The 24,711-nt window shown below is 70.4% G+C and carries 19 protein-coding genes; 4 read left to right on the forward strand and 15 right to left on the reverse strand.

The window, feature by feature from the left end; translation table 11 throughout:
* Positions 1 to 16: 16 nt before the first annotated feature.
* On the reverse strand, positions 17 to 2,038 hold the full coding sequence (locus O9280_RS02980; protein ID WP_298338518.1) for a GGDEF domain-containing phosphodiesterase: 2,022 nt from the start codon (positions 2,036 to 2,038) through the stop codon (positions 17 to 19).
* Between the two features lie 8 nt (positions 2,039 to 2,046).
* Complete coding sequence (locus O9280_RS02985) at positions 2,047 to 3,207, reverse strand: autotransporter outer membrane beta-barrel domain-containing protein (RefSeq protein ID WP_298338521.1); 1,161 nt, start codon at positions 3,205 to 3,207, stop codon at positions 2,047 to 2,049.
* A 193-nt stretch (positions 3,208 to 3,400) separates the two neighbouring features.
* Between O9280_RS02985 and O9280_RS02990 the strand changes: the two genes are divergently transcribed.
* Positions 3,401 to 5,584: a S46 family peptidase gene (locus O9280_RS02990; RefSeq protein WP_298338524.1), complete on the forward strand. Its 2,184-nt coding sequence runs from the start codon at positions 3,401 to 3,403 to the stop codon at positions 5,582 to 5,584.
* Between the two features lie 115 nt (positions 5,585 to 5,699).
* Positions 5,700 to 7,112 carry an MBL fold metallo-hydrolase gene (locus O9280_RS02995; RefSeq protein WP_298338527.1) on the forward strand — a complete coding sequence of 471 codons (1,413 nt, stop codon included), beginning with the start codon at positions 5,700 to 5,702 and terminating at the stop codon, positions 7,110 to 7,112.
* Positions 7,113 to 7,122: 10 nt separating this feature from the next.
* Here the strand turns inward: O9280_RS02995 and O9280_RS03000 are convergent, their stop codons facing one another.
* The 3 genes from O9280_RS03000 to O9280_RS03010 form a co-directional block, all read right to left on the reverse strand.
* Complete coding sequence (locus O9280_RS03000) at positions 7,123 to 7,650, reverse strand: PilZ domain-containing protein (RefSeq protein ID WP_298338530.1); 528 nt, start codon at positions 7,648 to 7,650, stop codon at positions 7,123 to 7,125.
* A 179-nt stretch (positions 7,651 to 7,829) separates the two neighbouring features.
* Positions 7,830 to 8,915, reverse strand: coding sequence for a dihydroorotase (pyrC, locus tag O9280_RS03005; protein WP_298338531.1), 1,086 nt, complete (start codon positions 8,913 to 8,915; stop codon positions 7,830 to 7,832).
* Positions 8,916 to 8,949: 34 nt separating this feature from the next.
* On the reverse strand, positions 8,950 to 9,693 hold the full coding sequence (locus O9280_RS03010) for an SGNH/GDSL hydrolase family protein (protein ID WP_298338534.1): 744 nt from the start codon (positions 9,691 to 9,693) through the stop codon (positions 8,950 to 8,952).
* A 131-nt stretch (positions 9,694 to 9,824) separates the two neighbouring features.
* On the opposite strand from O9280_RS03010, the gene O9280_RS03015 reads away from it, so the two are divergent.
* The gene (locus tag O9280_RS03015) at positions 9,825 to 10,559 is read left to right on the forward strand and encodes a superoxide dismutase (RefSeq protein WP_298338536.1); all 735 of its coding nucleotides are present in this window, start codon (positions 9,825 to 9,827) and stop codon (positions 10,557 to 10,559) included.
* A gap of 16 nt (positions 10,560 to 10,575) precedes the next feature.
* Here the strand turns inward: O9280_RS03015 and O9280_RS03020 are convergent, their stop codons facing one another.
* From O9280_RS03020 to O9280_RS03065, 10 genes are all read right to left on the reverse strand, one after another.
* Positions 10,576 to 11,904 carry a hypothetical protein gene (locus O9280_RS03020; protein ID WP_298338540.1) on the reverse strand — a complete coding sequence of 443 codons (1,329 nt, stop codon included), beginning with the start codon at positions 11,902 to 11,904 and terminating at the stop codon, positions 10,576 to 10,578.
* 72 nt (positions 11,905 to 11,976) lie between these two features.
* Positions 11,977 to 12,624: a DJ-1/PfpI family protein gene (locus O9280_RS03025; protein WP_298338542.1), complete on the reverse strand. Its 648-nt coding sequence runs from the start codon at positions 12,622 to 12,624 to the stop codon at positions 11,977 to 11,979.
* Between the two features lie 10 nt (positions 12,625 to 12,634).
* Positions 12,635 to 14,458: a DUF885 family protein gene (locus tag O9280_RS03030; RefSeq protein WP_298338546.1), complete on the reverse strand. Its 1,824-nt coding sequence runs from the start codon at positions 14,456 to 14,458 to the stop codon at positions 12,635 to 12,637.
* An 86-nt stretch (positions 14,459 to 14,544) separates the two neighbouring features.
* Positions 14,545 to 15,066: a hypothetical protein gene (locus O9280_RS03035; protein WP_298338549.1), complete on the reverse strand. Its 522-nt coding sequence runs from the start codon at positions 15,064 to 15,066 to the stop codon at positions 14,545 to 14,547.
* Between the two features lie 3 nt (positions 15,067 to 15,069).
* Positions 15,070 to 15,837 (reverse strand): queuosine precursor transporter, encoded by a 768-nt coding sequence (locus O9280_RS03040; protein WP_298338552.1) that lies wholly within the window; start codon positions 15,835 to 15,837, stop codon positions 15,070 to 15,072.
* On the reverse strand, positions 15,834 to 16,481 hold the full coding sequence (locus tag O9280_RS03045; RefSeq protein WP_298338555.1) for a DUF502 domain-containing protein: 648 nt from the start codon (positions 16,479 to 16,481) through the stop codon (positions 15,834 to 15,836). Before O9280_RS03045 ends, O9280_RS03040 begins: the two co-directional genes overlap by 4 nt.
* A gap of 18 nt (positions 16,482 to 16,499) precedes the next feature.
* Complete coding sequence (locus O9280_RS03050) at positions 16,500 to 18,863, reverse strand: bifunctional serine/threonine-protein kinase/formylglycine-generating enzyme family protein (protein WP_298338558.1); 2,364 nt, start codon at positions 18,861 to 18,863, stop codon at positions 16,500 to 16,502.
* 85 nt (positions 18,864 to 18,948) lie between these two features.
* A complete protein-coding gene (locus tag O9280_RS03055; protein WP_298338562.1) occupies positions 18,949 to 19,464 on the reverse strand; it encodes a DUF4442 domain-containing protein in 516 nt (171 codons plus the stop codon).
* Between the two features lie 59 nt (positions 19,465 to 19,523).
* On the reverse strand, positions 19,524 to 20,435 hold the full coding sequence (gene trxA / locus O9280_RS03060; protein WP_298338564.1) for a thioredoxin: 912 nt from the start codon (positions 20,433 to 20,435) through the stop codon (positions 19,524 to 19,526).
* A gap of 76 nt (positions 20,436 to 20,511) precedes the next feature.
* Positions 20,512 to 21,801 carry an amidohydrolase family protein gene (locus O9280_RS03065; protein ID WP_298338567.1) on the reverse strand — a complete coding sequence of 430 codons (1,290 nt, stop codon included), beginning with the start codon at positions 21,799 to 21,801 and terminating at the stop codon, positions 20,512 to 20,514.
* 156 nt (positions 21,802 to 21,957) lie between these two features.
* Here O9280_RS03065 and leuS point away from each other — a divergent pair, with 156 nt between their 5' ends.
* Positions 21,958 to 24,711 carry a leucine--tRNA ligase gene (gene leuS, locus O9280_RS03070; protein ID WP_298338570.1) on the forward strand — a complete coding sequence of 918 codons (2,754 nt, stop codon included), beginning with the start codon at positions 21,958 to 21,960 and terminating at the stop codon, positions 24,709 to 24,711.

Here is a 24,711-nt window from a genome sequence, read left to right on the forward strand (position 1 = left end):
GCCCGAAGGTTGCCGATTATACCGGCGCGTTTCCGCCCTCGCGGGGGGCGCCCTGGGCCGCTGGGGCGATGCGCAGGCCGTCGGGCCAGCCGACCGCCGGGCGATGGAACAACCAGCCCTGCACCTTCGAGAAGCCTTGGGTCTGGCAGAAAGCCAACTGCTCGGGCGTCTCCACGCCCTCCGCCACGACCTCCAGGCCGAGCGAGCGGCCGAGCACGCCGATGGCCGCGGCGATGGCATTGCCGAAGCGGTCGCCGCTGCCGATGAAGCTGCGGTCGATCTTCAGCCGGTCGGCGCGCAGCTCGCGCAGGTGCGACAGCGAGGAATAGCCGGTGCCGAGGTCGTCGAGGGCGATGCGCACGCCCAGGGCGCGCAGCGCATCGACGATGTCGCGGGCGCGCGCAAGGTCGTGCATCGCGGCGGATTCGGTGATCTCCAGCTCCAGCAGGGCGGGCGGCAGCCGGTTGCGCCGCAACTGCGCCTCGACGGCCGCGGGCAGGCCGGAATCGAGCACCGAGGCCGCGGAGAGGTTCAGCGCCACGGGCACCTCCGGCAGGCCGGCCTCCTGGCGTTCGCGCAGGTGCCGGCAGACGCGGTCGAGCACCCAGCGGTCGATGTCGCCCATCAGGCCGCCGCGTTCGGCGGCCGGCAGGAAACGGCCCGGCGGGAGCACGCCCTGCACCGGGTGCCTCCAACGGATCAGCGCTTCCACGCCATCGAGATGGCCGGTGGCGACGTCGAAGATGCCCTGGTATTCGAGGAAGAGCTGGTCTTCGCCGATGGCGCGGTAGAGCGCGCCGACGATCTCGACCTCGTCGGCGTCGGAGCGCGCCTGCTCGGGCTCGAAGCGCAACATGTGCATGCCGGCGGCTTCGGCCTTCTCCTGCGCAAGGCAGGCGCAGGCCAGCAGGCTTTCGACGCTCTCGCGCTGCTGGCGGACGGCATAGCCGAAGCTCACGCCGACCGGATGGCCGAGGCCCTGGGCGACGGATTCCACTTCGCGACGGCGGGCCAGCACGTCGGCGTCGGCCAGCGAACCGTCGGCAGTGATGGCGATCGCGAGGCGGTCGCTGTCGATGCGGCCGATCGCGAGGAAGTGGTAGCTGCGCCCCGCGACCAAGGCCTCGCCCACGCGCTGCAGCGCCTCGCGTGCCCAGGCGGCGCCGAGGGTACGTTCCAGCATCGGGTAGCGCTGCAGGTGCACGGTCATCAGCGTGAGGGGGGCACCGCCCGCGGCCCCCTGGTCGATGCGCCGGAGGAAGCCGTGCCGGTTCGGCAGGCCCGTGTCCTCGTCGAAGTGCGCCATGCGTTCGGCGGTGAGCGTCTTGGCTTCGGCCATCGCCTGGGTGCGCTCCTGCACCCACACCAGCATCGCGATGGCGAGCGCCATCACGCCGACGAGGCCGAACAGCTGCAGCCACACCGTCACGTCCGCACCCCAGGCCTGCCAGTCGCTTACGAGGGTGGTGACGGCGTTGACGCCATTGCTGGCGGCGAGGATCGACAGCGACCCCACCACCAGCCATTGCCCGAGGGTTCGGCCGCTGATGGGCCGGTGTCGCGCCATCAGCACCACGAGGGCAGCGTAGGCCAGGGTCGTGATCAGTGAGCGTACGCCGACGCGCAGCGTGGTCCGCAGTTCCGCACTGCCCACGTCGAAGGCGCCGGGCCATGCGAGGGCGACGCCGATGACGAGCGCCGCGGCGATGCTCAGGCGGAAGGTGCCGGGGCGAAGCCCTTGCCGCAGCACCGTGAGGTACAGCGCGAGGGCGAGGAAGACGAGATGGATGATCGAGGCGGACTGCGATGCTGCGCTCACCAGCGTGCGCGTCAGGATCCACTGCGGCCCTTGCCCGGCCAGCCAGAACGAGAGCATGGACAGCGCTTGGAAGGCGCCGAGCGCGGCGAAGCTGGTGGCGAGGATGCGGCGCGACATCCGCAGCCGGTCGCCGCCCATCTGCGCCGCCACGGCCGCCATCGCGAAGGCGATCACCGCCTGCGTGATGCTGAGGAAAACCAGGATCTCGCTGCTTTCCATCGACGGACTCAGCGCTCGATGCGGATGCCCACGGCAAGCTGGTGCTCGCGTAGGAAGCGGTGGCCGAGCCGATGGCGGGTCTCGACGAAGAACGAGCGGCCGCCGGGGCGCACCCAGACCAGCCCGAGGCCGACGTCGATCCACTGGTCGTCGGGTTCCTCGGTGGCGAAGCGCACCGGCGTGCGGCCCGCGTCGTCCACGAAGCGGACGGCGAGGGTGCGCGACGGGTCGTCGAGCTCGCGGATGGCGGTGAGGCGCGCGCTCGGCACCCAGACGCCGGAGGGCCGGGAGATCGCGCCGGACACCATCGCGTCGAGCTGGACCCGCCGGGTGCGGCGCTCGCGCGCCGGTACCGCCAGCGCCCATCCGGCGCCGCCCGATTCCGCGTAGGGCGCGATGCGAACCCGCGAATCGTCGATGCCGAGCCCGCTGTCGATCGAGATCGCGCCGAAGCTGTCGTTGCGCCGGACCGCCAATGCCGCGCCGCGCCGTCGGGTGTCGGTGCGTGCGCGGGCTTCGCTGTCGATGGTCTCCCCGCCAGGCAGGGCGTAGCGCACGCGGCGCCGGCTTTCGAGGCGGCCCTCGCTCCAGTCCGCTTGGGCCTCGAGGCGCCAGGTCGCCGAGGGCATCCACGCCGCGACCAGCAGTGGGCCGTCGACCCGGGCGTCGAGCCGGCCGTCCGATGCGGTGTAGTCGAGTGTCTCGCGGACGGACTGCCAACCGCCGTCGAGGCTGAGCGTCGGCAACGGCTGCCAGCCCGCGCCCAGCAGCAGGCCGGTGCGTCCGGCCTCGAAACCGGCTTCGATCCGCCCCTCGCGCCGGTCGAGGCCGCGATCCAGCACGCTGGCCCAGACGCTCCAGCGCTGGGCCGATTCGTCGGTCCAGGGCGCCGACGGATCGGAGGTGCCGCCTTGCGTGTCGGCTACGCGTGCATGCCCGGGCAGCTCCCCGAGCCGCTGCGCCTGGGCCGCGCCGTCGAAGCCGCCGGACCCGAAGGCGCCCAGCGCCGCGCAGCGCGTCGCGAGGTCACGAACTGCGCCGGCGCAGATCGTCGGCAGCGCGGCGCGGAGGGCGTCGCTGGGGCTGGGCGCGGACTGGGCCCGCGCCTCGGGCAGGAGGGCCGACGCGACCAGAAGGCTTGCAAGGACGCTTTGCCCGCTGATTCCCATCGCGTTGCTCCGTTCTGTTGAGCGGACACAGTAGAGGCCTTGGCGCAGCGGCGGAAGTCGCCGACGGCCACGCCGCGTGAAATCGCACCCCCGACTTCCGGCAGGGGGGAGGGGGGAGGGGCCGGGCTAGACTCGGGAAGTTTCGTTCGCAAGCATTCCGCTGCGCCCAATTGTCCGAACCGGGGAACCCCTCATGCGTCGACTTCCGCTTGCCGCCGCCGTCGCGGCCACGCTTTTCGCCTCCGCCGCCACCGCCCGCGAGGGCATGTGGGTACCCCAGCAGTTGCCCGAGATCGCCGGGCCGCTGAAGGACGCCGGCCTCGAGCTTTCGCCCGAGCAGCTCGCCAACCTCACTGGCGACCCGATGGGCGCCGTCGTCGCACTGGGCGGCTGCACGGCCAGCTTCGTCTCGCCGAACGGCCTTGTCGCCACCAACCACCACTGCGCCTACGGCGCCATCCAGCTGAACTCGACGCCCGAGAAGAACCTGATGGCCACGGGCTTCAACGCCGCGACGCCGGCCGATGAAGTCTCCGCCGGCCCGAATGCGCGCGTGTTCGTGATGGACCAGATCACCGACGTCACCGCCGACATGCGCGCCGCGATCGCCGGCGCCGCGGATGGCCTCGCGCGCCAGAACGCGCTGGAGGCCAAGCAGAAGGCGCTGATCGCTGCCTGCGAGAGCGAGGCCGGCTTCCGCTGCACGCTGTACTCGTTCTTCGGCGGCCAGACCTTCCGCCTGTTCCGCCAGATGGAGATCAAGGACGTGCGCCTCGCCTACGCGCCGCCGTCCTCGATCGGCAACTACGGCGGCGAGGTCGACAACTGGATGTGGCCGCGCCACACCGGCGACTTCACCTTCTACCGCGCCTACGTGGGCCCGGACGGCAAGCCGGCCGCGTTCTCGAAGGACAACGTGCCCTACCAGCCGAAGCACTGGCTGAAGCTCGCCGACCAGCCGCTCGAGGCCGGTGATTTCGTGATGGTGGCCGGCTATCCGGGCCAGACCAACCGCTACGCGCTGTTCGACGAGTTCCAGAACGTCGCCGGGTGGCAGTACCCGGTCGTCGGCCAGCACCTGAAGAACGTCGTCGCGATGGTCGAGGCGGCCGGCAAGGCCGACAAGGACGTGGAGGTGAAGTACGCCGCCACGATCCGCGGTTGGCAGAACGCGATGAAGAACTGGGACGGCCAGCTGGAAGGCTTCCAGCGCATCGATGCGCTGGCCACCAAGCAGGCCGAGGAGCAGGCCGTGCTCGACTGGCTCCGCGCTGGCGCCGCCGGCGCCGAAGGCCTCGATGCGAAGGCCGCTCTCGATGCGCACGCCGCGCTCGAAGCCCTCGCCGCCAAGGCCCGCGAGACCCGCGAGCGCGACCTCGTGCTCGGCCAGGTCGGCAACACGGGACTGCTGGGCAGCGTGCGCCAGCTCTACCGCCTCGCCGTCGAGAAGGCCAAGCCGGATCTCGAACGCGCGCCGGGCTTCCAGCAGCGCGACCTGCCGGGCATCGAAGGCGGCCAGCGCCAGCTGGAGCGGCGTTACGCCCGCAGCATGGAGACGCAGCTGATGGCCTACTGGCTGGGCCACTACGCCAAGCTGCCGGCCGCGCAGCGCGTGCCGGCGCTGGATGCGATCGTCGGCGACGGCAGCGAGGCGGCGATCAAGGCCGGCCTCGAGAAGCTCTACGCGGGCACCCAGCTTGAAGGCACCGACGCGCGCCTCGCGCTGCTGACGGCCGACAAGGCCACGCTGGACGCCAGCACCGACCCGATGGTGAAGCTCGCGGCCGCGCTGCACCCGACGATGCTCGCCCTCGAGAACGAGGCGAAGTCGCGCGGCGGTGACAGCCTGCTGCACCGTCCGGCCTTCCTGGCCGCCGTGCAGGCCTACCGCAAGTCGAAGGGCGGCCACGTCTACCCGGACGCCAATCTCAGCCTGCGCATCACCTTCGGCAACGTGACGGGCTACACGCCGCGCGACGGCGTGGCCTACACCCCGTTCACCACGCTCGAAGGCCTCGCGGCCAAGGCGACGGGCACCGAGCCCTTCGACGCCCCGCAGGTGCAGCTCGACGCCATCCGCGAGCGTCGCCACGGCAACCGCGCCGACGCCGCGCTGGGCACCGTGCCGGTGAACTTCCTCTCCGACCTCGACATCACGGGCGGCAACTCCGGTTCGCCGGTGATGGACGCGCGTGGCCGTCTCGTTGGCCTCGCCTTCGACGGCAACTGGGAGTCGGTGAGCTCGAACTGGGTGTTCGACCCGAAGATGACCCGCATGATCGCCGTCGATTCGCGCTACATGATGTGGACGATGGAGCACGCCTACCCGGCGCCGCAGTTCGTCAAGGAGCTCGAGGACGCCGCCAAGGCGCGCTGAGCCGCAATCGCCCGGCCTGCCCTTCGGGGCATGCCCGGGGCCTCGCACCGGGGGCGGCCGCAAGGCCGCCTTCGTCGTTTCCGGCTACGCTCGGGGCATCGAAAGGAGACAGCGCATGCGGGTGATCTTCCACGGGGCGGCGGGCGAAGTGACGGGCTCCTGCCATGAGGTCGAGGCCGCCGGGCATCGCGTGCTGCTCGATTGCGGCCTGATCCAGGGCAGCCGCGCCGACGAGGCGCGCAACCGCGAGGATTTCGGCTTCGATGCGTCCACCATCGATGCCGTGGTGCTGAGCCACGCGCACATCGACCACTGCGGCCGCCTGCCGCTGCTGGTGAAGCGTGGCTTCCGCGGGCCGATCTGGACCCAGCGCGCCACCGCCGACCTGCTGAAGGTGATGCTGGAGGATTCGGCGAAACTCGCGCAGGCCGACGCCGAGCGCGCGCGTCGGCGATTGCACGAAGGGCGCGGCGGTCGCGACGACGAGGAGGAGCTCGAGCCGCTGTACACGCTCGACGACGTCACCAAGACGCTCAAGCACGTGCGTGCGATCGACTACGACGCGCCGACCGCGCTGTTCCCTGGCCTCATGCTCACCCTGCGTGATGCCGGCCACATCCTCGGCTCCGCCAGCGTCGAGCTGGTCGAGACCGCCGCGGATGGCACGCGCCGGACCCTCGTGTTCTCCGGCGACCTCGGGCCCTCGGGCACGCCGATTCTCCGCGATGCCGCGCCGGTGCCGCACGCCGACCTGCTGCTGCTCGAATCCACCTACGGCGGGCGCTTGCACCGCGAGCGCGCGGCCACCGTCACGGAGCTCGGCGAGATCTTCGACGAAGCGTGGCGCGATCGCGGCAACGTCGTCATCCCGGCCTTCGCCGTCGGCCGCACGCAGGAACTGCTTTACGCGTTCGCCCAGCACTTCGACGACTGGGGCCTGGGCCGCTGGCAGATCTTCCTCGACAGCCCGATGGCCACCAAGGTGCTCGGCGTCTACGAGCGGCATGCGGAGCTCTTCGACGAGGAGGCGGCGCGCGTTTTCGCCACGACGCCCCATCCGCTGCGGTTGAAGAACCTGCATCTGACCGACAGCACGGAGGAGTCGATGGCCATCAACCGCATCGACAGCGGGGCCATCATCATCGCCGGCTCGGGCATGGCCAACGGCGGCCGTGTGCGCCATCACCTGCGCCATCGCCTGCCGTTCGACCGCAACCACGTGGTGTTCGTCGGTTACCAGGCCGCGGGAACGCTGGGCCGACGCCTCGTGGACGGTGCGGCCTACGTGCGGGTGCTGGGCAGCGAGGTGCCGGTGCGGGCGAAGCGGCACACGGTGGGCGGGCTGTCGGCGCACGCCGACCAGGCCGGCCTGCTCGACTGGTACGGCCGCGTGGGCGGCCGCCCCGACACCGTGCTCGTGCACGGCGAAGACGATGCCCGCGAGGCCATGGCGCGCGAACTGCGTCGCCGCTTCGACGCCGACGTCGAACTGGCCCGGCCGGACATGGCCCGCACGGTGGGCCGTTGAGCCGCAGGCCTCAGGCGGCGTCCAGCGTGTCGGCGATGTCCTTCAGGTAGATCGACAGCACGAGGCGCTCGGTCTTCGGCAGGGCGCGGAAGCTCAGGCCCAGGCGCTCGCGGCTCGGCGCCTCCATGGCGCGGCGATGGCAGATCACCGCCTCGGTGGTGATCTGCGTCTTCTCGCCTTCGGCATCGACGACGAAGCTGATGCGCAGCGTGTCGCCCACGTCGCCCATGGGATGCAGGGTTTCCACCAGCGCTCCTGCGGCGCTGAGGTCGAGCACCGAGGCCGCCTGCGTTTCGCCCTTCGCGCTGACGGGCGCGAGCTGTGCCGGCAGCAGGGTGCGCACGCGCAGGGCCTGGCGCACCAGGCGCGCCTGCACGGCCTCCGGCCACGCCAGCAGCGCGTAAACGAAGGGCGCATCGAAGGTGCCGACGGCCTGCGTCTCGAACTGGAAGTCGTACTGGCCGGTGAAGCCCTGCACGCCGTAGCGCGCGCCGGCGGTGACCGGCGCCATCTTCTGCCCGGGCAGCGGCGCGAGCATCAGCCCCTTGCCCTCGATCGCGGCGCAGAATTGCCACTCCTGCGCGATGCCGGTGTCGCCGATGCGCTAGGCCTGAAGCAGGGTCTTGGGACGCAGGCGCAACTGTCGGAGCGGGATGGCGCTGGTGTTGGAGGCGTCTGCGGGCATCAGAGGGTCCGGGTTGAGGGGGGGGGGAGGGCTCAGGCCGCGCCGAGGAAGCGCCAGGCCATCGATTCGCCGGCCGCCAATGGCACCAGCGTCTGCGTGCCGTAGGGCAGGGCGGTCGGGATCACGTTCGATTCCCTGCGCAGTTGGACGCGCGAGGCGTGCCGCGGCAGCCGGTAGAAGTCCGGGCCGAAGTGGCTGGCGAAGCCTTCCAGTTTGTCCAGCGCTCCGGCGGCCTCGAACGCGCTGGCGTACAGCTCCATGGCGTGCAGCGCGGTGTAGCAGCCAGCGCAGCCGCAGTCGGACTCCTTGTCACCCTTGGCGTGCGGCGCGGAATCGGTGCCGAGGAAGAAGCGCGCGCTGCCCGAGCTGGCCGCGGCGACGAGCGCCTGGCGATGCACCTCGCGCTTCAGCACCGGCAGGCAGTAGTAGTGCGGGCGGATGCCGCCGGTGAAGATGGCATTGCGGTTGTAGAGCAGGTGGTGCGCGGTGATGGTGGCGGCGATGTCGCCCTCGGCGCCCGCGACGTAATCGGCGGCGTCCTTGGTGGTGATGTGCTCGAACACCACGCGCAGGCCGGGGAAATCGCGGCGCAGCGGGATCAGCTTCTCGTCGATGAACACCTTTTCGCGGTCGAACACGTCGATGTCGCGGTCGGTCACCTCGCCGTGGATGGCGAGCACCATGCCCGCCTCCTGCATGGCCTCCAGCGCCTTGTACGTGTGCTTGAGGTCGGTGACGCCGGAATCCGAGTTCGTCGTGGCGCCGGCCGGATAGAGCTTCACCGCATGCACGAAGCCGCTGTCCTTCGCACGACGGATCTCATCGCCGGGCGTGTTGTCGGTGAGGTAGAGCGTCATCAGCGGTTCGAAGTCCGAGCCCGCCGGGCGTGCTGCGAGGATGCGCTCGCGGTAGGCCGCGGCGAGCGCCGTGGTCGTCACCGGCGGCTTGAGGTTCGGCATCACGATGGCGCGGCCGAACTGCGCGGCGGTGTGCGGCAGCACCGCCTTCAACGCCTCGCCGTCGCGCAGGTGCAGGTGCCAGTCGTCGGGGCGGGTGATCGTGAGCGTGGTGCCGTCAGGCACCGAGGCCGGCTGGGTGAAGTGGTGGGCGAGAGTCATGGGTCGTCAGCGAAGGCAGGCAAGGCCGAGGCCACTAGTCTGCCATTGCCGTCAAGGGCGACGGTTGCCAGCGTGTCGCGAGTCGCCTTGCCAGCACTGCCGCCCACGCCCCCTGCGTCGCGGCGTTGGCGTGGTAGCCGTCCGGCGCGAACTCGTCGGGACGCGGCACGTAGGTGGTGGGCTCGTGAAACACGCCCGGTCGTCGCGCGGCCACCCTGGCGGCGAGCGCATCCAGCGTCTGCGCGCGCAGTCCGGCCGCGAAGCGCAGGGGCTGGGGGAGCAGCGGGAAGTGCTGCATGCGCGGCAAGCCGCAAAGCAGCACCGTGGCGCGCGGCGCACGCGACTGCAGGCCCTCGACGAGTTCGCCGAGGCGTCTTTCGAAGGCCGCACTGCGCGTGAGCCCGGACACATCGTTGACGCCCACCGAGACCAGCACGAGGTCCCAGGGGCCGGCGGGCACCTCGGGCAGCAGCGTTTCGCCCAGCTCGCGCACGCAGGCGCCGGTGCGACCGAGTGCACGCCAGCGCACCTCGCGTTCGAACACCTGGGCCAGCTCGCGGCTGAAGTGGCCGGTGAGGGCTTGCTCGATGCTCGGGCAGCCGACGCCATCGATCACCGAATCGCCGATCGCGAGCAAGTGCAGCGGCGGGCCCTCGCCGACGCGCCCCTCGCGGGGCCCCGGCGCAGGCGCGAATCGCGGCGCCGTTCGCTTCAGCCGAAGCCCCTGCGGGGCCCCCAAGGGCATCAGGCCCCAGAACAGGGCGCGTCGCCAGGCCATCGGAACTCCAATCGGGGGGGAATGCCGACATGCTGCCTTGGACGGCGCCGCAGGGCGAGTGGATCACGCCGCGCCGACGCGTCGCCCCCCCACACTTGCGATTCCGTCTCCGACTCTGATCGAGCCCTCCCATGCGCCTCGCCCCGCTCGCCATCGCCCTGCTGCTGGCCACCGCCACGCCCGCGTTCGCCCAGTCCACCGCGACACCGGCAGCGGCCGCGTCGAGCGCCGCGCAGGCGCCTTACGCGCTGCCGTCCTTGCCTTACGCCGTCGAAGCCCTCCAGCCGGCCATCGACGCCGAGACGATGACGCTGCACCACCAGCGTCACCATGGCGCCGCGGTGAAGGCGCTGAACGACCTCTCCGCGACCGTGCCAGCCCTGCGCGACGGCGCCATCGAGCCGCTGCTGGCGACCGTGTCGACCCAGCCCGCCGGCGTGCGCAACAACCTCGGAAGCCACTACAACCACAGCCTGTTCTGGACGGTGATGGCGCCGGCGGGGCAGGGCGGCGAACCCTCGGCCGAGCTGGCGGCGGCGATCACGCAGGGCTTCGGCTCGATGGACGCGATGAAGCAGCAGTTCTCGCAGGCCGCGGCCACCCGTTTCGGTTCCGGTTGGGCGTGGCTCATCGTCAAGGCCGACGGCACGCTGGCCATCACCAGCACCCCGAACCAGGACAACCCGCTGATGGACGTGGCCGAGCTGCGCGGCACGCCGGTGCTCGGGCTGGACGTGTGGGAACACGCCTACTACCTGAAGTACCGCAACGTTCGCGGTGACTACATCGCGGCCTGGTGGGACGTGGTGAACTGGAACGAGGTGAACCGGCGCTACGCCGCCGCGACCGCCGCACGCTCGCCCTGAACCTCGCCGCGGCGGTTCAGCGCCAGAACGGGATGCGCCACGGCAGGTCGTCGTCGCCCGTGGCGTTGTCATCGAGCTTCCGCTGCGATTCGGGCTGGTCGATCTCGAGCAGGAAGGGCCCGGTGCGTTGGGCCCGCAGGTCGATCATCACCTGGAAGCCGCGGCGATCGTGCCGCGCATCCTCGCTCCACCACCACAGCGCAACGACGGGCCGACCATCCAAGCGGATGGGCTGCGAGGCGGCGAGGCAGTCGAGCACGGCGCGGCTGGCCGCGACATCGGCGAGCCAGCGCTCGCGCGACTTCGGCGTGCAGCGCGCCAGCGCGGTGTCGTGCCACTCCGGCACATAGGGAATCCAGAGCTTGGCGTAGGGGCCGGTGAGCACATCGCTGGTGAGCGCGGGGGCGTTCTGGCTCTCTCCGAGGCGTTGGCGGTCGAGGTAGTGCGCGGCGCGCAGCGCGCCGGCATCGCCGCCGTGCAGGCCCGGGAAATCGCCGTCGAGCAGGCCGCCGATGCCGCGGTTCTGCAGTACCGGCACCAGCAGGGCCACCAGAATGACGCTGGTCACGATGGCCGCGATGGCGAACTGGGCCCGCCAGCCCCGCTTCGCCCCGGCCACGCGGTAGGTGGCCATGGTCGTGCCGAGGTTGCGGTCCGCCGTGAATCCCGCCAGCGCATAGCCCCGCAGGACCGGCATCACCCAGCGCGGGGCCGCTCGGCCGTGTTTGCCAGCATGGTTGTCGACCATCGTGGCCAGCATCAACGGCACGATCCACAGGGCCAGGAAGGCGAACGTGATGGGGACAAGGTGCTTGTCGAGCCCAAGCCCCTTCGCGAAGGCATACGCCAGCAGGAACAGCGCGCCGAGCGTCAGGGTGAGCCCCGTCATCATCTTGGCCAGCCCCAGGGCCGCACCGAACACCAGCGTGGCGGCGTCGTCGAGCGCCGCGATCCGTTGGGGCAGGGCATCGAGCGCCTCGCCGAGCAGGGCGCGCTGCGCCGGCCCCAGGTTCTCGTTCTCCCGAAGCCGGCCTTCCGGATCCACCGATCGCAGTCCGACCAGCGACACCCAGGCGGCGCGCAGCAGCAGATGCACGAGGAAGCCGAGCGCGAGCCCGAGCACGCCGCCCTGCACGTACAGGCCCAGCGGGCTGACGATGCCCCCCAGGTCGCTCGGCAGTCGTTCGAACAGCCAGAAGACAGCGACGTTGAGTTCGGCGTAGGCCTGGAACAGCGCGAAGACGGTCGCGCCGGAGAGCAGGGTCTCCATCTCCCAGGTCGGCGTGGTGCGCTGGGGCAGCGTGTCGCCGGTGTCGTTCGCGGCGGGCGTCGGGGTCTGGGTCATGGGCCGGGGGTTCCGTGGTCGCCGGAACGCTGCCACGCCGCGACGATCCGGGCAATCACAACTACCGGGCGTTCAAGCCTCGGGGAGGCGGCGCGCGTCGCTTTCCGGCCACGGGTACTCCATGTGCGCGGCGGTGGCGCGCGCGAGGTCCTGCCCGAAGTCGGCTTCGATGAGCTTCAGCGCGAGGTCGATGCCGGCGCTGATCCCGGCCGACGTCGCGATGCGCCCGTCCACCACCCAATGCCGGTCGCGCTGCACCTGTACCGACGGCCAGTCGCGCGCCATCCATTCGAGGCTCTTCCAGTGCGTGGTGGCCCGCACGCCATCGAGTTGCCCGGCTTCCGCGAGCAGCAGGCTGCCCGTGCACACCGACGCCAACCGGCGCGGCTGCGGCGCGGCCCGGCGAAGCCAGGCGAGGAAATCCGGGTCCTGCAGCAGCGGCCGCACGCCATAGCCACCCGGCACCACGAGGGTGTCGAGCGAGGCGGGATCGAGTTCGGCGATGGTCGTGTCGGGTTGCACCTTGAGCCCGCCGCGGCAATGCGCGAGGCCCGGATGCACACCGGCCACGATCACCTCGTACGGCGAGGCGGATTCGCGGCGCGTGGCTTCGTCGAGCCGCAGCGCCGAGAACACCTCGAAGGGGCCGGCGAAGTCGAGCACCTCGACTTCGTCGAACACCACGATGGCGACGCGGCGGCGCGCGTCCGCTTCGGCCACGGTGCGCGCCTCAGCCCTTGCGCGCCGCGATGAAGCGATCGAGCTTCGCCTCCAGCACCGAGAGCGGCAGCGAGCCGTCTTCGAGCACCTCGGCGTGGAAGGCCTTGATGTCGAAGCCGTCGCCGAGCGCTTCTTCCGCGCGGGCGCGCAGTTCGAGGATCTTCAGCTCGCCGATCTTGTAGGCCAGCGCCTGGCCCGGGATGGCGATGTAGCGCTCGGCTTCGGAGACGGCCTCGGTGTCGGTCGTCGCCGAGTTCGCCTTCATGTAGGCGATGACCTGTTCGCGCGTCCAGCCCTTGCTGTGCAGGCCGGTGTCGACGACGAGGCGGATGGCGCGCCAGATCTCGGCTTGCAGGCGCCCGAAGTACTGCTGCGGCGTGTCGTAGGCGCCCAGTTCCTTGCCCAGCGACTCGGCGTACAGGCCCCAACCTTCGGCGAACGCCGTCTCGCCACCGAAGCGGCGGAACATCGGCAGGTCGGTGAGCTCCTGCTGCAGCGCGATCTGGAAGTGGTGGCCGGGCACGGCTTCATGCAGGTAGAGCGCGTCGCGGTCCCAGTTCTTGCGGCTCGGCAGGTCGTGCGTGTTCACGTAGAACACGCCCGGGCGCGTGCCGTCCTGGCTCGGGCCCTGGTAGCTGCCGCCGGCCGCCGAGGCGGCGCGGAAGGCCTCCACCGGGCGGATCTCGAAGCCGGCCTTCGGCACCAGCGAGAACATGTCTTTGGCACGCAGATCGATGCGCTCGCGCAGCGAGTTGTAGTCGGCGAGCAGCGCCTCTTCGGTGGGGTACTCGTACTCCTTCGCCGTCGTCATGTGCACGAAGAAGTCCTGCAGGCTGCCCTCGAAGCCCATCTGCTTCATCACGTCATGCATCTCGCCCTGGATGCGCGCCACTTCGGCCAGGCCGATGTCGTGGATTTGCGCCGGCGTGAGGTCGGTGGTGGTCTGCACCTTCGCGAGGTAGGCGTACCAAGCCTCACCGTCCGGCAGCGAAGAGATGGCGACGGTGTCGCGGGTCTTCGGCAGGTACTCGTCGGCCACGAAGCGGCGCAGCTCGCGGTAGGCCGGCATCAGCTGCTCGGCGATCAGCGCGCGGTAGGCGGCCGTGAGGCGCTCCTTCTCCGCGGCGGGCATGTCGGCCGGCAGGTTGGCGATGGGGCGCCAGAACAGCGTGTCCTCGGGCTTGTCCTTGATCAGCGCGTCGAGCTGCGGGATCACCTTCTGCATCAGCACGCGCGGCTGCACGACGCCGCTGGCCATGCCTTCGCGCATGTTGCCCTGCATCGTGGTGAACAGCACCGGCAGGCGCGAGGCGCGCTTCAGCCAGTTGTCGTAGTCCTGCACGGTCTTGAAGGGCTGTGCGTTCGTGCCGGAACCGAGCTGCGCGAACAGCGCGGCGACGTTGCGGAACTGGTCGAGCGGCTGCTGCCAGCCGGGGAAGCGTTCGCCTTCCATCTCGAGCTTGAGATCGCGCAGCAGGATCTCGGCGCTCAGGCGGCGCTGCGGCGAGAGGGTGTCGAGGTCGAGGGCCTCAACGCGCGCCAGCCAAGCCTTGTTGAAGGCCGAGGCCTTGGCGCGGCTCTCGGCGCTGAAAAGGTCGGGCAGCTGGTCGTTGTAGCGGGCGTCGCCGACGAAGGTGGCGCGCAGCGGCGAGAGCTTCAGCGAGGCTTCCCAGTATTCGGCGAACAGCGCGTCAGCGGCGGCATCCGCCGGCTGCACAACCTCGCTGGCCGTCGTGGTCGCCGGGGCCGCGGACGTCGACTGCGCGTGGGCAACGGCGGGCAGGCCGACGGCGAGGCTGATCGCCAGGGCAAGGGTGAGCGGGCGCAAGGGCATGGCGGGGAACTCCGGCAGCGTTCGACAAGGAAGGTCGAGGAACGCCGAGCTTCCGCCGACGTGAAGACGGCCGCATGGGCCTGAGGTCACGGTGCGGCGGGTGGAAGCGCGCCCTCGAGCCGCAAAGCGCGCTCCAGGCGCGTACGGGCCTCGGCATTCCACGGGCCGGCATGCTCGAATCGCCAGCGCGCGCGCTCGTCGCGCAGCACGACGGCAGGGAGCGTGCTGCGCGTGAGGTCGGCAGGCAGGACGGCGGCGCGTGGCACGCGCAGGCGGGCGGCCCAGTCATTGAGCGCCGCCGAGTCCGCCACCGGCCCCGTGCCTTCGCGGGTGAGCAGGTGCACCACGCGAAGTCCGCCGGGCAACGTGGGGCGGAGCGCCTTCCACTCCTCGATGCAGGTGCTGCACGACGGCGCGCCGTAGACCACGAGGAAGGGCTGGCCGCGCAAGGGCGAGAAGTCCGGCTCCCCGCGCAGGCCCGGGGGCTCGTCGCCGTGCACCCACCACGCCAAGGCCAGCACAAGCCCGACGCCGACGAAGAAACCGGCGTTCAGGGTGAGGGTGCGCTGGCGCGGCTTGGGCCGTTCACCGATGCGCGAGGCGCGCATGGTTCAGCCCTGCGCGGCGGCCATCCGCAGCTGCTCGGCGCGTTCGCGACCGAGCCACGCGGTGAAGGCGCGGCGCGCGAGGTAGATCAGCGGGATCAGCGCGATCGCCGCCGCCAGCTTGTACCCGTAGTTCACCGTGCCCACCGCCAGCCACAGCGAGGTCGGCCAGGCTTGTGGGCCGATCACGAAGGCGATGTACAGCACGATGAAGCTGTCGATGAGCTGCGAGATCGCGGTCGATCCAGTGGCGCGCAGCCACACCCAGCGCTCGCCGGTCAGCCGGCGGATGCGCACGAAGATCGCGATGTCGATGAACTGGCCGATGAGGAAGGCCACGGTCGAGCCGAGGATCGACCACAGCCCCTGCCCGAAGATCGCCGCGAAGGCGGCCTGCTGGTCCGGCACGCCCTGTGCGCTCGCGGCGCCCACCCACCAGCCGGCCGGCACCAGCGCGATGGCCGCGTAGGCGAACAGGAAGCCGTAGACGATCAGGCCCACCGATAGCAGGCTGATGAAGCGCACGCCGCGCCGGCCATAGAACTCGTTGACGAGGTCGGTGAGCACGAAGATCAGCGGCCATACCAGCACGCCGGCGGTGAACGAGAGCGAGCCGCTCTGCCCGAACAGCGACCACTCGAAGGGCGCGAGGCCCAGCGTGTCCTCGAGCGCGAAGATCTTGATGCCGATGAAGTTCGCCAGCACCGCGTTGACCGCAAAGAACGTGGCCAGCACCAGGAAAAGCCGCGTCGCGCGGTCGTCGAGCAGGGTCACGGGCGCGGCCCTTCGAAGGGCACTTCCTTCGGAGCCACCGCACCGCCGGAGATGATGAAGGCCATCGCCTCGTCGAAGGTCCACTGCGTCGGCGTCAGGCGGTCGACGGGGACGATCTCGAGGTAGCCGGAGGTCGGGTTCGGCGTGGTCGGTACGTAGACGGCCGCGAGTTCGCGGCCAGTGCCTTCCTCGCGCAGCGTGCGGGTGACGAAGCCGACGGCCTTCATGTCGCGGTGCGGGAAATCGATCAGCACGACGCGCTGGGCACCGCCCCCCGGCGGATGCTGCAGCAGGTCGAGCAACTTGCGCGCGCTGGAGTAGATGACGTTCACCAGCGGCACGCGGGCGATCAGGCCTTCGGTCCAGCGCAGCAGGGTCTGGCCGACCACGCGGCGGGTCAGCGCGCCGACGCCGAGGATGATCAGCAGGGTGCCGACGAGGGCCACCACGGGCAGCACCCACGGGTGCGTGGCCCAGCCGAACACCTCCGGCTGCGCGCCGGCGAGGCCGTTGAGCAGGGGGCCCACCCACGGCCGCGAAAGGTCGGAGAGCAGGGTGAACAGCAGGCTGATCACGAACCATGCCAGCCAAAGCGGCAGCAGGGTCAGGAGGCCGGTGAGGAACCAGGTGCGGAGCTTGCGCATACCGCCATCGTAGCGGGCTCAGCGTGGACGGCGGGGCGAAGCGTCCAGCAATTCGTCGAGCGAGACCTCGCGCACGAGGCGGAAGCCGAGGTCGTCCTGCCCGCGTTCGTCGCTGACCGCCTGCGTCGCACCGGCTCGGGCCTGCGCGGCATTGGTGCGCCAACCGGCGCCGGCCGTCTGACGGCCGCCGGCCAGCCACTCGCGCACGTTGCCACCGATGTCGACGAGTCCCAGCGACGAAGCCTTGCCGTCGCCCACGGGCACCGTGCCCTCGCGGCGGTCGCAGTTCAGCCGGGTGCCGGCGCAATCGCCCGCGGCGCCCTGGCTCAACTGGCTCCATTCACCGGCCGTCGGCAGGCGATAGCGCACGCCATCGCGCTGGCCGCGCCATTGCGCGTAGGCATCGGCATCGGCGGCGGTGACGCACACCGCCGGGTCGCGCGCGGTCTGGGCGAAACCAGGATCACTCCAGGTGCGGCGCTCGAGGAAGCCACCGCGGCAGCGCGACACCGGCCGGCCGGTGGCCTGCACGAAAGCGAGGAAATCGCCGCGCGTCACTTCGGTTTCCATCGCCGCGAAGCCCGGCCGGGCCTCGCTCGGCGTGGTGACCAGACGCATCGCCGGCCCGCCGCCTTCGAGGCGGGCGCCCGGTCGCGGCAGCAGTGCCACGCGGGCGGTGCGGATGGTGTCGGCGAAGCGCGCCTCGTCGAGGCCGTAGATCGCGATCTCGTCGGTGGCGCGCTTCAGTTCCCGCGCACTGCGGCGGGAGGCGGCGTTGGCCAAGCGGCGTTCCACGGCGGCGGCCCGCGCGTCGACCAGCGTCGTCCAGGACTCACTGTCCTTCAGCTCGGCCTGTTCGACGTAGCGCTGCGCGCGCTGCCACAGCGCGACCGCGTTGGCGTTGTCGTCGTCGTCCAGGGCTCTGTCGATCTGCGCGCCGAACGCGGCAATGAGCGCGGCCTCCAGTCGGGGCAGGGCGGGGTCGCGCGGGGCCAGGGTGCGTGCCGCCAGAAGGGATTCGATGGCGTTGTCGCCGGCCGGCGTGGACAGGCGCAGCCGCGCGATCTGCCGCTGAACCGCGGCGAGTTCGCGCGCCGCCGGCACGCGCGGGTCGTAGGGCAGGGCCTGCGAGACGAAGGCGGCCGAAGCCGTCGGCGTGGGCGTCGGCGCGTTGTCGGCGCGATCCGCGGGGGTGGCTCCGGCCAAAGCGGCGGGGGTCGGCATCGTGGCGTCGGCGCCCCCCGGGGCGGGCGCGGCCCCCGCAGCGATTGCGACGGAGCCGATCGGGTCGTCGACCACCGTCGGCGCGCTGCCATCGATGGTGAGGAAGTCAGGCGCCCGATCGCGCGACGCGGTCCACCAGGTCGCACCCGCCGCGAGCACCAGCGCCGCGGCGCCCACGCCCAGCCAGCGACCGCCGGGCCGCGAGGGGGTCGGACTTTCGCCGGTGGTGCGACCCGGAGCCGCCGCCGGTTCGGGCGTGGCTTCGCCGGCCGCCGGGCCGAGACGGTGCCGGCGCTCCAGCTCGTCGAGCGCGCTGAGCATCTGCTCGGCATTGCGAAAGCGCTGCTCCTTCGTCTTCGCCATGGCCAGCGAGATGAAGGGCTGCCAATGCCGGCGGTTGCTCGGCAGCGGCGGGATCGGGTCGTGGGCGTGCATCACCGCCAAAGCCAGCGCGTCATTGGCCTGGAACGGCAGGTGGCCGGTGACCATCTCGTAGGCCAGCACGCCAACGGCATACAGGTCGGCACGGCCATCGACGATGTCGCCGCGGGCCTGCTCGGGAGCCATGTAGGCTGCGCTGCCGACCGCGAAACCCACATTGGTGATGCGCGTCGAACTGCGGAACGGCAGGGCGATGCCGAAATCCGCCAGCACCGGGCGATCGGCATTGTCGAACAGCACGTTCTCGGCCTTGACGTCGCGGTGCACGATGCCGCGCGTGTGGGCGTAGCCCAGCGCCGACAGCAGCGAACGCAGCACGGCGATGATCCGCGGCTCGTCGTTGCGCAGGTCGCGCTGGCCGAGATGCCCCTTCGACAGGTAGGGCATCACGTAGTACATCAGCCCCTGCGGCGAACGGCCCACTTCGTAGATGCCGACGATGCAGGGGTGTTCGAGTTTCGCGATCGTCCGCGCTTCCTGCTCGAAGCGCTGCTTGCTGATCTCGTCGCGGAGGATGTCCGGCGCGGTGATCTTGATCGCGACCTGGCGGTCGAGCGATTCCTGCACCGCGAGGTAGACGAAGCTCATCCCGCCCTTGCCGATGCGTCGCATCACCCGGTAGCCGGGGATGTCCGGCATCACGGAGGTCAGCAGGGCCGACAACTCCTCCGGCGACATCTCCTCGTCGGGCGACGGCGTGAAGCGCAGGATGGCCATGCGGGTCGGGCGGGGGGTATGGGCGGCCAGCTTCGCGCGTCGTCCATGGCCTGTCCAGCGGGGAAACCGCCCCGATCCGCGTCGATCAGGGCCTCGGGGCGGTGCTGCCCTGCGGGCTGTGAGCCGCGTCACGTTCCGCGGCGGCCTCGCGGCGCACCCGCGGCTTCAGGCGCACGTAGAGCTGCTTGCGCACCCGCGCCACCACGTCGCCCTGGGCATCGACCACCGGGCAGTCCATCCAGCGCAACACCTTGCCGCCCCCGGCTGCCGCGGCGCGCAGTTCGTCGAGCACTGCGTCGGTGAGGTCGAAGCGGCAGCGCACCGTGCCGCGGCCGGGCTTCACGAATTCGATCTCGCCGGCCTTGTCCCAAACCACGTAATCCTCGCCCAGCGCGCGCAGCGTGAGGATCATCCAGAACGGGTCGGTCATGGCGAACAGCGAGCCGCCGAAGTGCGTGCCGACGTAGTTGCGGTTCCAAGGCCGCATGCGGAGTTCCACCTCGGCGCTGCGCCAGTCGGCACCGAGGTGGGTCACGTGGATACCGGACAGCAGGAACGGCGGCCAGACGTTGAAGAAGTGGCGTAGGAGGCGGGGCGGCATGGCAGTGCGGGGCCGGCAACGGGTGCCGGATCATGCCATACGCAGGCGTACGGTGGAGCTCAGAACAGCACGGTGGCCATCTTCCGCCGGTAGGCGCCCACGAGGTCCTCGTCATCCACCACGCGGAACGCATCGATCAGCGCCTTCTTCGGCAGGCCGTCTTCGTAGGCCCGGTTGCGCTTGAGCATTTCGAGGAACTGCACGAGGCCGGCTTCCGAATCGCCTTCGACGATGCAGCGCGCGCCAAGCAGATGGCGGGCGCGCAGGTCGTCGGGGTTCGCGGCGATGGCCTGCTCGAGCACGACGGCCGGCGGCGCGTCCTTCAGCAGGGCAGCAAATCCCAGCCGCGCGCGGGCCTTCACGGCCCGGTCGTCGGTGGCGAGGTTGGCGGGCAGGGCGTCGAGCAGGGTTTCCGCCTCGGCGGCGGCACCGACTTTCAGCAGGGCCAGCACGAGGTCGAGCTTCAGCGCGCCGTCGTCCGGGGCATCGGCCACGGCGTGGCGCAGGCGGATCACCTCGGCTTCCGGATCGACCGGCGGCGCTTCGGCGGCTGCCTCCTCGGCCGCAGGCTCCGCCGGCGTGATGCCGTGCTGGGCGAGGAACGCCTTCAGCTGGCCCTCCGGCAGCGCGCCGGGGAAGCCGTCGACGATCTGGCCGCCCTTGAGCAGCATCACCGTCGGTACCGAACGAATCTGGAAATAGCCGGCGAGCTGCTGCTCCTTGTCCACATCGACCTTCGCCAGCAGGAAGGCCCCGTGGTACTCGGCGGCGAGCTTCTCGAGGATGGGGCCGAGCGTCTTGCAGGGGCCGCACCAGGTGGCCCAGAAGTCCACGAGCACCGGCACGTCCTTCGACTTCAGCAGCACCTCGGCCTCGAAGCGTTCCAGCGTCACGTCGAACACGTGCGGCGACGCGGCGTCGGCGGTGGGAGCGGAGGCAGGCGGCGTGCCGAAGGCGTCGAGGCGGATCATCGAAGTCTCACGAGGGAAAGGCGCAAGGCGCCGATGCCCCCACGGATGGGGGCGGGGGCGCCGGCTTGCAAGGCGGTCAGTTGGCGAGTGGCTTCACGACCTGGCCGCCCTTCATCACGAAGTCGACCTTGCGGGTCAGGCTGATGTCGGCCAGTGGATTGCCGGGCACGGCGACGATGTCGGCGTGGAAGCCCGGCGCGATCTGGCCGAGGTCGGTGGCGCCGAGCACGGTGGCGGCATTCACCGTGGCGGCTTGCAGGGCCACGTTGGCCGGCATGCCGCCTTCCACCATGAACTCGAACTCGCGGGCGTTGTCGCCGTGCGGGCTGACGCCGGCGTCGGTGCCGAAGGCGATGGGCACGCCCGCGGCATAGGCGCGTCGGAACGTCGCCATGATCTGCGTGCCCACGGCGCGCGCCTTCGGTCGGATGATCTCGGGGTAGAAGCCGTCGATCTCGGCCTTCTCACCCACGAAGCGGCCGGCGCTGAGCGTCGGCACCCACCAGGTGCCCTTTTCCTTCATCAGGCGCATCGTGGCATCGCTCATGAAGGTGCCGTGCTCGATGCTGGTGACGCCGCCCTCGATGGCGCGGCGCATGCCGACGTCGCCGTGCGCGTGGGCGGCCACCGTGTAACCGTAGTCCTTCGCGGTGTCGACGATGGCGCGGATCTCCTCCACCGTGAACTGCGGCGCATCGGCGCTGCGGGCGTAGCTCAGCACGCCGCCGGTGGCGGTGATCTTGATGGTGTCGCTGCCTTCCTTGTAGCGCTGGCGCACGGCCTGGCGGGCCGCGTCGACGCCGTTGATCACGCCCTCGGTCGGGCCGGGCGGGCCCATCAGCGTGGACAGGGTGTTGTTCAGGCCATTCGTCGGGTCGGCGTGGCCGCCGGTGGTCGCGATCGACTTGCCCGCGGCATAGATGCGCGGGCCCGGGATCGTGCCGGCATTGATGGCGTCACGCAGGTGCGGGGCGATCTCGCCACCGAGGTCGCGCACGCTGGTGAAACCGGCCTCCACGGTGCGGCGGGTGTAGAGGGTGGCCCGCAGCGCGAAATCGACGTCGTCGAGGCGGAAGCCTTCCGAGTAGCTGTTCGGGTTCGACTCCTGGCCCACGTGCACGTGCAGGTCGATCCAGCCCGGCGAGCAGGTGTGGCCGGCGAGGTCGATGGTCGTGGCGCCTTCCACCGCCACCTTGCCCGGCTGGAGTGCCGTGATGCGGCCGGCATCGACCACGATGGTCTGGGCGCCGATCAGGCGGCCGGCCTTGGCGTCGAAGACGTCGCCGCATTGCAGGGCGGTGGGCGCGGCCTGCAGGGGCAGGGCGAGGAGCACGGCGGTGGCCAGCAGGCCCGGGCGAAGCGACATCGGCACTCTCCTTGGACGCCGGTGGGACGTTCACCGCGGGCCCCGGCACAGCCCATGGCGCGACGCCCGACTCTACGGCCTGCGCAGCCGCTGCGGTACCCTTGGCGGCTTGCCGAATTCCGGGCAGCCCGTCGCGGGCGCCCCCGCCGAGAGCCCATGCACGCCGAATCCACCGCCCCGAACGACACCGCCGAGACCGGCTTCCAGCCCAAGGCCCTCGAAGCCGCTGCCCAGCAGTGCTGGGACGCCGCCAAGGCCTTCGAGGTCGTCGAAGACCCGTCCAAGCCCAAGTACTACGCGCTGTGCATGCTGCCCTACCCCTCGGGTGCGCTGCACATGGGCCATGTGCGCAACTACACCATCGGCGACGTGATCAGCCGCTTCAAGCGCATGCAGGGCTTCAACGTGCTGCAGCCGATGGGCTGGGACGCCTTCGGCCTGCCGGCCGAGAACGCCGCGATCAAGAACAACACCGCGCCGGCGAAGTGGACCTACGAGAACATCGGGAAGATGCGCAACCAGCTGAAGTCGCTGGGTTATGCCTACGACTGGTCGCGCGAGGTCACCACCTGCACCCCCGAGTACTACCGCTGGGAGCAGCAGTTCTTCACCCGTCTGTATGCGAAGGGCCTCGTCTACCGCAAGAACAGCGTGGTGAACTGGGATCCGATCGACCAGACCGTGCTCGCCAACGAGCAGGTGGTCGACGGCCGTGGCTGGCGCTCCGGCGCGCTGGTGGAAAAGCGCGAGATCCCGCAGTGGTTCCTGAAGATCACCGATTACGCGCAGGAGCTGCTGGACGGCCTTGATGCGCTGCCGGGTTGGCCGGAGTCGGTCAAGACCATGCAGCGCAACTGGATCGGTCGTTCGGAAGGCCTCGAGATCAGCTTCGCCGTCGAAGGCGAGTCTGAGCCGATGGTGGTGTTCACCACCCGCCCGGACACGCTGATGGGCGTGACCTACGTGGCCGTGGCGGCCGAGCACGCGCTGGCGGCGAAAGCCGCGGCGATGAACCCCGAGGTCGCCGCGTTCGTGGCGGGCTGCAAGCAGGGCGGCGTGTCCGAGGCCGAGCTGGAGACGCAGGAGAAGCGCGGCATCGACACCGGCCTGTTCGCCATCCACCCGATCAGCGGCGCCAAGGTGCCGGTGTGGATCGCCAACTTCGTGCTGATGGGCTACGGCACCGGTGCCGTCATGGCCGTGCCCGGCCACGACGAACGCGACTTCGAATTCGCCACCAAGTACGGCCTGCCGATCACGCAGGTGATCGCGGTCGACGGCGAGAGCTACGACGCCACACGCTGGCAGGACTGGTACGGCGACAAGACCGCCGCGTCGCTGCGCACGGTGAATTCCGGCGCGATGGACGGCTTGGGCTACAAGGCCGCTTTCGACAAGGCCGCCGCGCTGCTGGGCGACAAAGCCACGCGCCGCGTGAATTACCGCCTGCGCGACTGGGGTGTGTCCCGCCAGCGTTACTGGGGCTGCCCGATTCCGATGCTTTACGACGCCGAGGGCAACGCTCACGCGGTGCCGGAAGAGCAGCTGCCGGTCGTGCTGCCGGAAGACGTGCGCTTCGAGGGCGTGGCCTCGCCGATTAAGTCGAACCCGGCGTGGCGCCAGTACACCGATGCGAACGGCCAGCGCTTCGAGCGCGAGACCGACACCTTCGACACCTTCATGGAATCGAGCTGGTACTACGCGCGCTACTGCTGCCCGGGTGCGACCGACATGCTGGACGATCGCGCCAAGTACTGGCTGCCGGTCGACCAGTACATCGGCGGCATCGAGCACGCCGTGATGCACCTGATGTACTTCCGCTTCTTCCACAAGCTGCTGCGCGATGCGGGCTACGTGGACAGCGATGAGCCGGCGACCAACTTGCTGTGCCAAGGCATGGTGGTGGCACCGTCGTATTACGCGCTCAATGCCGATGGGAGTAAGGACTGGATCGATCCCGCGAAGGTCGTTACCTACGTCCACGCAGATGGCACGAAGACGCATTGGACCGATGTGGTTCCACTGAATCTCGCTGACAGTCTGGTTGAGGGGAAAGGTTCTACGCCCTATATGTCCGTTTTTGCCCCTGGGTTGAGGGTGATCAATACGAGTGACAGGAATGGCGTTGAGGGAGTTCTTCTCTTCTCGGGGCGTGAGGTCTTTGCCGGCGGCACCGAGAAGATGTCGAAGTCGAAGAACAACGGCGTCGACCCGCAGGTGATGGTCGATCGCTACGGCGCCGACACCGTGCGCCTGTTCTCGATGTTCGCCGCACCGCCGGAGCAGTCGCTGGACTGGAACGAGTCGGGCGTGGAGGGCATGGCGCGCTTCCTGCGTCGCCTGTGGAACCAGGTGCAGAAGCACGTCGATGCGGGTGCGGCGCCGAAGCTCGATACCGCTTCGCTGTCGCCCGCCGGCAAGGCGATCCGACGCCAGCTGCACGAAACGATCCAGAAGGTGACGGACGACTACGCCCGCCGCTACAGCTTCAACACCGCCATCGCGGCCGTGATGGAACTGCTGAACGCCCTGTCGAAGTACGACGAGGCCGGCGATGCCGCCCGCGCGCTGCGGCAGGAGGCCTTCGAGGCCGTCACCCTGCTGCTGAACCCGATCACCCCGCATACGAGCCATTTTTTGTGGCAGGTGCTGGGCCACCCGGAAACGGTGCTGGAGACGCTGCCCTTCCCGGCCGTCGACCCGGCGGCGCTGGTGCGCGATTCGCTGACGCTGGCCGTTCAGGTCAACGGCAAGCTGCGCGGCACCATCGAGGTTCCGGCCGCCGCCGACAAGGCCGCCATCGAGGCGATGGCGCTGGCCGAGCCGAACGTGGTGAAGTTCATCGAAGGCCAGGCGGTGAAGAAGGTGATCATCGTCCCGGGCAAGATCGTCAACATCGTCGTCGGATGA

It is taken from the genome of Silanimonas sp., assembly GCF_027531545.1.
Lineage (GTDB): Bacteria > Pseudomonadota > Gammaproteobacteria > Xanthomonadales > Xanthomonadaceae > Silanimonas.